General features: G+C 54.1%; 9 protein-coding genes. 6 read left to right on the forward strand and 3 right to left on the reverse strand.

Annotated features, from left to right (window positions below; genetic code table 11):
- Position 1: 1 nt before the first annotated feature.
- Positions 2 to 526: a peroxiredoxin gene (locus AC4FIC_RS05840; protein WP_100256463.1), complete on the reverse strand. Its 525-nt coding sequence runs from the start codon at positions 524 to 526 to the stop codon at positions 2 to 4.
- Positions 527 to 797: 271 nt separating this feature from the next.
- On the opposite strand from AC4FIC_RS05840, the gene AC4FIC_RS05845 reads away from it, so the two are divergent.
- Both AC4FIC_RS05845 and AC4FIC_RS05850 read left to right on the forward strand, forming a co-directional pair.
- Positions 798 to 1,910, forward strand: a complete 1,113-nt coding sequence (locus AC4FIC_RS05845; protein WP_100256462.1) for a phosphoserine transaminase — start codon at positions 798 to 800, stop codon at positions 1,908 to 1,910.
- Positions 1,911 to 2,105: 195 nt separating this feature from the next.
- Positions 2,106 to 3,272: a phosphoglycerate dehydrogenase gene (locus AC4FIC_RS05850; protein WP_100256461.1), complete on the forward strand. Its 1,167-nt coding sequence runs from the start codon at positions 2,106 to 2,108 to the stop codon at positions 3,270 to 3,272.
- A 52-nt stretch (positions 3,273 to 3,324) separates the two neighbouring features.
- On the opposite strand, the gene AC4FIC_RS05855 is transcribed toward AC4FIC_RS05850, so the two are convergent.
- Together AC4FIC_RS05855 and AC4FIC_RS05860 are read right to left on the reverse strand one after the other, a co-directional pair.
- The gene (locus AC4FIC_RS05855) at positions 3,325 to 4,938 is read right to left on the reverse strand and encodes a methyl-accepting chemotaxis protein (RefSeq protein ID WP_100256460.1); all 1,614 of its coding nucleotides are present in this window, start codon (positions 4,936 to 4,938) and stop codon (positions 3,325 to 3,327) included.
- 168 nt (positions 4,939 to 5,106) lie between these two features.
- Positions 5,107 to 7,578: a glycogen/starch/alpha-glucan phosphorylase gene (locus AC4FIC_RS05860; RefSeq protein WP_100256459.1), complete on the reverse strand. Its 2,472-nt coding sequence runs from the start codon at positions 7,576 to 7,578 to the stop codon at positions 5,107 to 5,109.
- A 264-nt stretch (positions 7,579 to 7,842) separates the two neighbouring features.
- Between AC4FIC_RS05860 and AC4FIC_RS05865 the strand changes: the two genes are divergently transcribed.
- From AC4FIC_RS05865 to AC4FIC_RS05880, 4 genes are all read left to right on the forward strand, one after another.
- A complete protein-coding gene (locus AC4FIC_RS05865) occupies positions 7,843 to 8,412 on the forward strand; it encodes a TetR/AcrR family transcriptional regulator (RefSeq protein ID WP_273285836.1) in 570 nt (189 codons plus the stop codon).
- A 90-nt stretch (positions 8,413 to 8,502) separates the two neighbouring features.
- On the forward strand, positions 8,503 to 8,682 hold the full coding sequence (locus tag AC4FIC_RS05870; RefSeq protein ID WP_100256457.1) for a hypothetical protein: 180 nt from the start codon (positions 8,503 to 8,505) through the stop codon (positions 8,680 to 8,682).
- 79 nt (positions 8,683 to 8,761) lie between these two features.
- Positions 8,762 to 9,823, forward strand: coding sequence for an MBL fold metallo-hydrolase (locus tag AC4FIC_RS05875; RefSeq protein WP_100256456.1), 1,062 nt, complete (start codon positions 8,762 to 8,764; stop codon positions 9,821 to 9,823).
- Positions 9,824 to 9,975: 152 nt separating this feature from the next.
- A complete protein-coding gene (locus AC4FIC_RS05880; protein ID WP_100256455.1) occupies positions 9,976 to 10,932 on the forward strand; it encodes an AAA family ATPase in 957 nt (318 codons plus the stop codon).

Below are 10,932 nucleotides of genomic sequence, written 5' to 3' on the forward strand. Positions count from 1 at the left end.
TTTAGCGCGCTTTTAGGTAGTTCAGCATGGTATCGGCATCGGACACTTCAAAGGGGTCGGTGGCGCAATTGTCGGCAAAACCGGCCTCGCTGAACAACTTACTAATCTGGCCATTTTCAACATGCATGGCATAACGCCAGCTGCGTTGACCAAAGCCGAGATTGTTCTTGTCGACTAACATACCCATTTTACGGGTAAATTCGCCATTGCCATCGGGCAGCAGAAAGACGTTTTCGGCCTTCTGACTTTGACCCCACTGATACATTACGAAGGCATCATTGACCGAGACACAGACCACTGCATCGACGCCCTGGGCTTGAAATTCGCTGTACAGCTCTTCATAACGTGGCAGATGCGAAGTTGAGCAGGTTGGCGTAAAGGCGCCCGGTAGGGAAAAAACCACAACGTTTTTACCGGCAAACAGCTCATCGGTACTGACATCTTGCCATTCAAACGGATTCGGGCCGCCTAAGGCTTCATTGCGCACTCGGGTTTTAAAGACAACGGACGGGACACTGTTTTGCATACTGAACTCCTGACGATCGATTAGCTGGGGCGCTAGTTTAGTTGCACTGCTAACCTAAACACCAGCTCAATTTGGCTTTGTCGGCGGCACAGGCCCGCGCCAGATGTGAATGCGACGCGCGCAACTCGGCGATGCATATATTTCACCACCAGGTTAGAACTCTTTGATCAGAAAGGTTTTGGCTCCCTTTGGTTTCGGCGTACCATGATTCGATGATGTAATTGACCTATTTTATAGCGATTAAACTGACCAAAGGGACAGATAAAGCATTATGAAACCAAGCCTTAAACCCCAGAATCCGAATTTCTCCTCCGGGCCGTGCAGTAAACGTCCGGGTTACCGCCTCAGCAACCTCGATCAAACCTTACTCGGCCGATCGCACCGCTCGAGCATTGGCAAAATCGCGCTGAAAAAAGCCTGTGACCAAACTGCACAACTGCTGGATCTACCGGCCGGCTATCGGGTTGGGGTCGTACCGGGGTCCGACACCGGTGCCATGGAAATCGCGATGTGGAGCCTACTGGGTCCGCGGCCGGTCGATGTATTCGGGTGGGAGTCCTTTGGCCAGGGCTGGATTACCGACATTACCAAACAATTAAAGCTGCCCGAAGTGCGCACGCTGACCGCCGACTATGGCCAACTGCCCGATATGACTCAGGCGAACCCGGAGCACGACACGGTCTTTACCTGGAACGGCACCACCTCTGGGGCCAAGTTGCCCAATGGCGACTGGATTGCCGATGAACGCACCGGCCTAACCATTTGCGATGCCACTTCCGCGGTATTTGCCATGGAGCTGCCCTGGTCCAAGCTGGATGTTGTGACCTTTTCCTGGCAGAAGGTACTCGGTGGTGAAGGGGCCCACGGCATGTTGATCTTGTCCCCGCGTGCGGTGGAGCGATTAGAGTCCTATACCCCAGCTTGGCCGATGCCGAAAATATTTCGCCTGACCGCCGGTGGCAAACTCAGTGAGGGTATATTCCGCGGCGAAACCATCAATACGCCGTCGATGCTCTGCGTCGCCGACTACCTCGATGCCTTGTCTTGGGTGGAACAGATTGGCGGCGTGCAACAGAGCATTGCCAAATCGACGGCCAACTTGGCCGTTTTAGAAGCCTTTGTCGAACAGACTCCTTGGATTCATTTTCTGGCCCAGGAAGCGGCTATTCGCTCCAATACCAGTGTCTGTTTTACGCTCGATCTGAGCGCCGAACAGATTAAGCAACTGGTGAAACTGTTGGCGGACGAGGGCGTTGCATATGACATCGGCGCCTATAAGGACGCTCCAGACGGGTTACGAATTTGGGCTGGTGCGACCGTTGAAGAAGCCGATTTGTCTGCCCTGCTGCCTTGGCTTGACTGGGCTTATACCCAAGTCGCCTGAAGCGATTGCCGATGTTTGGCCTAAAGCAGGCTAGCCTATTTGGGACCCCAGGGGTTCCAACTGGGTCACCTGAACTCATAGTCACAATAAGTCATTGCGCGTCATCGACAGTGCTGGAACGGCTCAGTTAGCACCCCGTGCTGACACCGAATCACCGACTGTCGGGAGCGCTGTTACCTAGGACAGGAAGCACCTATGTATAAAATTCGCACCTATAACACCATTGCCGTCGAAGGCCTCGATCAATTCCCGCGCGCCCAATATGAGGTCGGCAGCGAAATTGCCCAACCCGATGGGATTTTACTGCGCAGCGCCACGTTGCACGACCTAACATTCCCGACCGGCCTTAAGGCGATAGCGCGCGCCGGGGCTGGCGTCAATAATGTCCCGGTAGAGCGCTGCACCGAATCCGGCATCGTGGTTTTCAACAGTCCCGGTGCCAATGCCAATGCGGTCAAGGAGCTGGTCATGGCCGGCCTATTGCTGTCCTCGCGCGGTATTTATGCCGGCCTGAGCTACACAGCGGGTCTGTCAGAGGTCACGGCGGAGGATATGGGTCCACTGCTCGAGGCCGAGAAGAAGCATTTCAAGGGCCAGGAATTGATGGGCAAGACACTCGGCGTGGTGGGCCTCGGCGCTATTGGCTCCAGTGTGGCCAATATGGCGCTGGGTATGGGCATGAAGGTGATCGGCTACGACCCGGCCATCTCAATCGATGCCGCCTGGCGTTTACCCAATCAGGTCCAAAAGGCGGAGAATTTGCAACAGTTGCTCAGCCGCAGTGACTACATTAGCCTGCATGTACCGGCGATCGAGGCGACCAAAAACCTGATTAACAGCACCAGTTTGGCCAGCATCAAGGACGGCGCAAAGCTACTCAATTTTGCCCGGGAATCGATCGTTAATACCGCCGATGCCCTCGTCGCGCTTAACACCGGCAAGCTCTCCGCCTATGTCACGGATTTCCCCAGCCCAGAACTGATCAATCGACCCGATGTGATTGCCCTACCGCATTTAGGAGCCAGCACGCGAGAGGCAGAGGACAACTGTGCCATTATGGGTGCGCGCCAACTGATTGAATTTATTGAACACGGCAATATTCGCAATTCGGTCAATTTCCCCAACTGTGAACTGGAGCGCACCACGGCTTATCGGATCTGTTTTGCCAATCAAAACGTGCCCAAGGTCCTGAGCCAGGTCCTGAACCTGCTCGCCGAGGAGAATATCAATGTGGTCGAAATGTTGAATAAGAGCCGGGATAATATCGCCTACAATATTTTGGATATCGACAGCGAACCGTCCGCTGAGGTTTTGGCGGCCATTGCCGGCACCGAACAGGTATTTCATCTGCGCTCGATCTAATTGGCTCGGCCGGCTAGCGGCCGGCCTTACGAGCGAGCGAGCGAGCGAGCGCTCAGCGGATTTTCACTTGCTCGCTGATGGTGGTAAAGGATTGTAGGCTCTGTTTCATATACCCGCTAAGACGGTCACTGCGACCGATTTTGTGCATAACCTGGGCCGACAAATCCTCAATCATCTGGGTGCGCGCACTGATCGTCTGCACATTGCTGAGCTGAATCTCAGTGATATCATGCACCCGTTGATTGGATCGATAGATCGCCTCTATATAACCAAAGGTCTTGCTCAACGACTCAATAACATCCTCACTTAAGGCCGCATTGCGCGCCGCAACCGCCTTATTCTGGTTGATCGTCGTAACCGCCGTGTCGGCCAGTTTTTGCAACGCATCGACGGTTTGGCGGATCTCCCCAGTGGACTCCTGAGTGCGCTGCGCCAGTGCCCGCACCTCGTCTGCGACCACCGCGAAACCGCGCCCCTGTTCTCCGGCGCGGGCGGCTTCGATGGCCGCATTGAGGGCTAACAAATTGGTCTGGTCGGCTATACCACTGATGGTCGACACCACCGTATTGATCGATTGGCACTGACCGGCCAGATCGGTGATGGCGACTTCGGCGTGGTCTAGGTGCTGCTCCAATTCCCGCACGATGGTGTTGGCGTCGCCCAAATTAGTGCGACTGGCATTGACCTGCTCACGCGCATCACCGGTTTCCAATACCGTCTGCTGTACCGCCTCCTGCATCGCCCGAGTTGAGGCCATAAGCGCCTCCACTTCCGCGACAATTCGGGCACTTTCCTGGACCTGATGTTCGATCACCTCGGTGGCATCTTGCATCGAAAACAGCAGGGCATAGGAATAGGCCGAATTCAAATTGGAGCCACCGACAATCTGGCTAATAAAATGTTGGAATTTTGCGCCGATGCGGCTCGACGCCGTCACAATAGCGCCTAACTCATCGCGTCGCCCGTCGTCCAAATCATGGGTTAAGTCGCCATCGGCGATGGCGCTCAAACGCTCGGCGATCTTGTGGGCTGGCGTCGCGACCCGCACGACGACAAAGACGAACATCAGCAGTAGGATCGCCGCAAGCGCGGCAAAGCTGGCCAACAGGGTGACTATATGACGGCTGATCGTACTCTGCGCCTGAGCGATATTCTGCCGGGCGAGCAATTCGATCTGTTGATGAAGCTGGTCGAGCTTAGCGCCGATTGCCGCAGCGGAATCATCGAACGGCGTCATCAGCAGATTGCCAGCCGCGGGGCCCCCATCTATATAGGCCTGAGCCATATTCTTACCGGCACCGTAGTAGGCGTCAAATACCGGTAAAATCGCGCGATAGAGTGCTTCATTGGCCGGGTCCAACGCCAACAGCTGCTGAATATTTTGACGAAAGTTTTGATAGGCACTCTTGGCTTCATCGAAGCCATCGTTCAAACCATCCTGAGCGCGTGTCGCGCTGATGTCGGTAAGCCATTGCTGTACTTGAATGGTATTGATGCGCGCTTCATAGCCTTGACGAATAATTGGCAAGAGTACCGTTTCATTTTTGGCCAACATTTGCCGCAACAGACGGACATCGGTGTAGACGAAGAGAGCGAGAACAATCGACAGTGCAAGGGCCAGCAAAGCCAAGAGCCCGGTTAGGTGTTTAATGGTCAAGTGATTCATCGCCTATGAGGTTCTTTCCAGCTTCGTTTCAATAAGTTTATGTCATAATTTCGGTTGCGCAAGGCGTGCGCCCGTGGGCCTCGATTGGCAGCTAATTAAAAAAGGCGCCGAAGCGCCTAGAAGGTTTTGGTACAGTGGACGTGGACCGTCAACAGCCCATGCGTGCGATCAAGACTTGGCCGGGACGGCCTTGATATGCCAAATATTTTCGGCATAGTCTTGAATCGATCGGTCCGAATTGAACTTCGCCAAACTGGCCGTATTCATAATGGCAGCTCGGGCCCAGGCCTTTTTGTCACGGTATAGTGTGTCGATTTTTTTCTGTGCCTCGCTGTAGGCCTCAAAGTCGGCCAGGACCATAAAGGAATCCGACTCAATCAAGTTGCGTTTGACTTCAGATAACAGACCGGGCTCTCCTGGGGTAAAGAAATCACCATCTAACCAGTCGAGCACCGCCTTCAGTTCATCGTTGCTGCGATAATAATCGGCCGGCTGATAACCCTTGGCCAACAACGCCTCGACGTCATCCACTTCCATACCGAAGATCACCACATTGTCGGTGCCGGCTTCTTCGGCAATTTCAATATTTGCGCCGTCCATGGTACCAATGGTGATGGCACCGTTTAACGCCAGCTTCATATTACCGGTGCCCGAGGCTTCTTTGCCTGCCAGTGAAATTTGCTCGGAGACATCGGACGCCGGAATCAGTTTTTCGGCTAGCGACACTCGATAGTTGGGTAGGAAGACGACCTTGAGTTTATTGTTGATACGCACATCATTGTTAATTTTTTCAGCAACCTTATTGATCGCAAAAATAATTTCCTTCGCCAAGCGATAACCTGGCGCGGCCTTGGCGCCGAAGATAAAGACGCGTGGGTGCAAATCATAGTTCGGATCGATCAATAGGCGGCGATAGAGCGCCATAATGTGCAATAGGTTAAGGTGCTGACGTTTGTATTCGTGCAAGCGCTTGATCTGCACATCGAAGATCGCATCGGCACTGACCTCGATACCGGTTAACTCTCGGATCACCTTAACAAAATCTTCCTTGTTAGCTTGCTTGACGGCCATATAGTCTTTCTGGAACGCAGCGTCATCGGCGAGGGCTTTTAGGCCAGATAGTTTCTCAAGATAACGTGGCCAATCGGCATCGACATGCTTTTCGATCAGACTCGACAAGCGCGGATTGCAGGCCTTCATCCAGCGTCGTGGAGTGATGCCATTGGTGACGTTGGTGAACTTGGTGGGCCATAGCGCATTGAGTTCTGGGAACAGATCTTTCTTGACCAATTCGGAGTGAATCTGCGCCACACCGTTAACCGTGTGCGAGCCAACCGCGGACAGATTGCCCATGCGTACCATCTGCGCCGAGCCTTCTTCGATGATCGACAGCTTGCGTTTAACGGCATCATCGCCAGGCCATTTGGCTTCAACCTCGTCCTGTAAAAAGCGTGAGTTGATTTCGAAAATAATTTCCATATGGCGCGGCAAAACCTTTTCGATCAACTTTAACGGCCAACGTTCGAGGGCTTCAGGCAACAGGGTATGGTTTGTGTAGGCGAAGGTGGCGCGGGTCATGGTCCACGCGTCATGCCAAGTGAAGCCTTCTTCATCGACCAGGATACGCATCAATTCTGGGATCGCGATGGCCGGGTGAGTATCGTTCAACTGCATGGCATTGAGTTCGGCAAACTTGCTCAGATCGTTACCGTGAGCGCTCTTATAGCGGCGCATCACATCGGCAATCGAGGCGGCGCTGAAAAAATATTGCTGGATCAGGCGCAGTTCTTTACCCGCTTCGGTTTCATCATTGGGGTAGAGCACCTTGGAGACGGTTTCGGCTTGCACCGATTCGGCATAGGCATCGAGATAACCGCCAGAGTTAAAGACATCCCAGTCGAAAAACTTATCGGCACGCGATTCCCACAAGCGCAGGATATTCACATTTTGACCGCCGTAACCGACGATCGGGATATCCCAGGGAATGGCACGTAAGGTTCGGCTCGGGCGCCACACTTTACGCGATTGGCCCTGCTCATAAACCGTTTCCACATAGCCGTATAGCTTAACGGTCTGCTGCGATTCCGGTCGGCATATTTCCCATGAACTGCCAAACTCACGCCACTCGTCGGGCCGCTCCACCTGGCGACCCTTGTAAAATTCTTGCCGAAACAGGCCGTGTTCATAGTGAATGCCATAGCCAATGGCCGGCAAACTCAGGGTCGCCATCGAATCGATAAAGCAGGCTGCCAGACGACCTAATCCGCCGTTGCCCAGGGCCATATCGGGCTCTTCTTCCAAGATATCGGACAGGCTCTGACCCAGGTCTGTCATCGCCGCATCGGCAATTTCATAGAGGCCGAGATTCTGCAAGTTGTTCGACATCAGTCGACCCATCAGAAATTCCAATGACAAATAATGCACCGCCCGTGTGCCTTTGCCAGCATGGGTCTTTCGGGTACGGCTGACACCGTCGTAGACAAACTCGTTGATGGCCGCGGCAATGGCCTGATTCCACGCTTGCTGGGAGGCCTTTTCTTCATAGGTCCCGAGGGTGGAATGTAAATGCTTCAGGACCGATTCTTTGAATTGCGGCACTGTTAGTTGCGGTTGCGGTGCCGCGGATAGGTTAGTCGCCATCTTTTTATCACCTTAAGCAGAAGAGGAATTGGGTGCGGTAAGGCAGTAGACACTCACCGGCAGGTTAAACCTGCGCTAGATAGGATCATAAACTGTTGAGCACAAAGGTGTAGTTTGAAATCTCGGGTCAGGAAAACCGCCGCTACCTCCACCTTGCGGACCCATGGGGGTTAGCTGAGTAGGTTTACTGACAGCAGCTTGGGCTGAAACGGTTCGGGCAGGATGAAAATTGACTGACTAGTCATTCATTGTTAAGCTCAAGCCATGACAGACAAACGCACTCAACTGATCAACGCCGCCACCGACCTCTTTGCCCGAGAAGGGTTCTGGAACACCTCGACCGCGCGGATCGCTAAGCATGCCGGCGTGGCCACCGGGACGCTGTTTAATTACTTCGCCAGTAAAGAAGCCTTGATCGATGCGGTCTATGTGGAAATTAAGACGCGCGTCGCCGATGCCACCTTACCCGGCCTGCCGGATTTGAACGATACCGTCGCCTGCTTTAACCACTTTTGGTGCACTTACATCCGCTGGGGTGTCGATAACCCGATAGAACACGACCTGTTACAACAAATGAAATTGGCCAATATGGCCAGTCAAGAGGCTGAGACTCAGCTCCACCAACAGTTTGCCGTGATGGGCCAATTATTGGAGCACTTCAGTCGGTTGGACAATACCGTCGCGGTGCCCTTGCCCTATATGATCGAGCTTATTTTCGCGCAGCTGGAAGTTGCGATCGACAGCGCCATTGACGCCAATTTAACCGGCGCAGCACTGCAACAACATATCGACACCGGCTTCGCGATTGCGCTGCGTAGCTTAACGATCAATTAAGCAAATACGACTCAAAGCCCTTAATTCACGGCATTTAGCGACCCGGTCAGGTTGGATCGGTCACTCATTTGGTAAGCAAAGGTACTAACGATGAATAAGACCAATTGGACATTAGATCAGGCCCCCAGCCAAGCAGGCAAAATCGCACTGAAAACCGGTGCGAATGTCGGCTTAGGCTATGAAACCGCCCTAGGGCTGGCCCAGACCTTAACCCAGCAAGATTTCTTCGCCACAGAAGATTCTAATATGGCGGTTGCTCAGGATGTTTAATCGTCCGCGGCGCAGTCAATGGAAGAAAAAATTAGGCATTGGCCTAGTATCTATTACGGTCCTATTAGGAGGCTCGGTAATGAGTGTCGGCACTATATTAAACAGCAGTCCTTCGACCGAAGAACTGACCCAACGTTCGGCACAATACGCCGACGGCAAGTTTCGCAATCCGGTTGAGGCCATGAAGATGTCAATGTCCGGCCTGTGGAGTATGTTCAAGGATTATCGCAAACATAAGAGCGAACAGGCCACGCCAACCGATGCCCTGCCGGTGCTGAATATCGATCCGGCGTCATTGCTCAACCTGCCCAGCGCCGAGAGCCGCTTTTATCGCCTCGGGCACTCTACCCTGCTGATCTGGCTCAATGGCGAATTCTGGCTCACCGATCCAGTCTTTTCCAAACGCGCCTCGCCCGTTCAGTTTGCCGGACCGAAACGCTTTCATCAGCCGCCAATCGGGATAGCGCAATTGCCGCAAATTAAAGCCGTGGTGTTATCGCATAACCACTACGATCACATGGACAAAGCGAGCATTAAGCAGCTCATCGCCAAGGTGGAGTTTTTTGTCTGTCCGCTCGGGCTTGGGGCCGATCTAATCAAATGGGGTGTCAATCCCGCTAAGGTCATCGAACTCGATTGGTGGCAGGACACCGACGTGGCCGGTGTCACCCTAACGGCCACGCCGTCACAGCACTTTAGTGGCAGAGGCCTAACCGATCGAGATCGGACTCTGTGGGCCTCCTGGGTATTTAGCGCGCCCGAACAGCCTGGCCGCGACGCGCAACGCCTGTTCTTTAGTGGCGATACCGGATACTTCGATGGCTTTAAGGAGATCGGCACACGCTTTGGACCCTTTGATGTCACCTTTATGGAGACCGGTGCCTACAACAAGAACTGGGCCGGGGTGCATATGCTGCCCGAAGAATCGGTTCAGGCTCATCTCGATCTAGGCGGTAAACAGATGGTGCCGATCCATAACAGCACTTTCGATTTGAGTTTGCACAGCTGGTTTGATCCCTTTGAACGGGTCACGGCCGCAGCCGCGGCGAGCAACGTTCAGGTCAACACACCGGTCATCGGCGAGGCCATTGTGCTTGGCCAGATGAGTAGCAATCCGTTGTGGTGGCTGGAGGTGCGATAATAGATCGCGAACTCGATAAGGGTTTGACCGGCCAAGCACCGGTTTAACCCAGGTTTTGGACTCTGTTCTGCAAAAATCCGGTAAACCCCCTTGTATCGGTCGCCTTAAGCCCTTAATTTGCCTGCAGTCTTCTCACCGGCATTCTATGAACTATGGCAACCTACGACGCACTCCATGCATTAAAGACCGCGCTGCAATCCCGAATCATCGGCCAGGAGCAACTCATCGAGTCGCTGCTGATCGGACTGTTGGCCGATGGCCACCTGCTGGTCGAAGGCGCGCCCGGGCTGGCCAAGACGAGTGCGATCAAGGCATTGTCCGATGGCCTGCAATGCAGCTTCAAGCGGATCCAGTTCACCCCCGACCTGATGCCCGCCGATGTCACCGGCTCCGACATTTATCGCGTCGAAGAACATCGCTTCGAATTTCAGCCCGGGCCGATCTTCGCCAACCTGGTCTTGGCCGATGAAATCAATCGAGCTCCGGCCAAGGTGCAATCGGCGCTGCTCGAGGCAATGTCGGAACGGCAGGTCTCGGCTAACGGCCAAACCTATCCATTGCCCGCGCCTTTTCTGGTTATGGCCACACAAAACCCGGTTGAGCACGAAGGCACCTATGCGCTGCCCGAGGCCCAATTAGACCGCTTCTTGATGAAGGTCTCGCTCGATTATCCGAGCCTTGAAAATGAGTTTCGAATCCTCCATTTGGCCCGGCAGGAGCAGGCCCATGAGCTGCCCGCCTATGCCAACATTGACCTCGATACTTTGATGGCCGCGCGGGCCGAGGTCGATCAGATCCATGTCAGCGCGGCCGTTGAAACCTATATAGTGCACCTAATCAATGCCACCCGGCATGCCGGTGCGTATCAGGCCGACCTAGAGGGTTTAATCCTTTATGGCGCCTCGCCGCGCGCCACCATCGCCTTGGATCGCTGCGCGCGCGCCCTGGCTTGGTTGTCCGGCAGTGACTTCGTGACCCCAGACCATATCCAACAGGTTGCCAGCCGGGTTATTGCCCATCGCTTGGTACTCAGCTTACAGGCACAGGCCAAGGGCTTCGATGGTAATGCGTTAGTGCACCAGTTACTCGCCGCGGTGCCGGTGGGGTAA

The organism is Reinekea sp. (assembly GCF_982785585.1).

What these genes read in the sequence shown, in the direction of transcription:
- AC4FIC_RS05840 (WP_100256463.1), bottom strand. Translation starts at nt 526, where the DNA reads ATGCAAAACAGTGTCCCGTCCGTTGTCTTTAAAACCCGAGTGCGCAAT.
- AC4FIC_RS05845 (WP_100256462.1), top strand. Translation starts at nt 798, where the DNA reads ATGAAACCAAGCCTTAAACCCCAGAATCCGAATTTCTCCTCCGGGCCG.
- AC4FIC_RS05850 (WP_100256461.1), top strand. Translation starts at nt 2,106, where the DNA reads ATGTATAAAATTCGCACCTATAACACCATTGCCGTCGAAGGCCTCGAT.
- AC4FIC_RS05855 (WP_100256460.1), bottom strand. Translation starts at nt 4,938, where the DNA reads ATGAATCACTTGACCATTAAACACCTAACCGGGCTCTTGGCTTTGCTG.
- AC4FIC_RS05860 (WP_100256459.1), bottom strand. Translation starts at nt 7,578, where the DNA reads ATGGCGACTAACCTATCCGCGGCACCGCAACCGCAACTAACAGTGCCG.
- AC4FIC_RS05865 (WP_273285836.1), top strand. Translation starts at nt 7,843, where the DNA reads ATGACAGACAAACGCACTCAACTGATCAACGCCGCCACCGACCTCTTT.
- AC4FIC_RS05870 (WP_100256457.1), top strand. Translation starts at nt 8,503, where the DNA reads ATGAATAAGACCAATTGGACATTAGATCAGGCCCCCAGCCAAGCAGGC.
- AC4FIC_RS05875 (WP_100256456.1), top strand. Translation starts at nt 8,762, where the DNA reads ATGAGTGTCGGCACTATATTAAACAGCAGTCCTTCGACCGAAGAACTG.
- AC4FIC_RS05880 (WP_100256455.1), top strand. Translation starts at nt 9,976, where the DNA reads ATGGCAACCTACGACGCACTCCATGCATTAAAGACCGCGCTGCAATCC.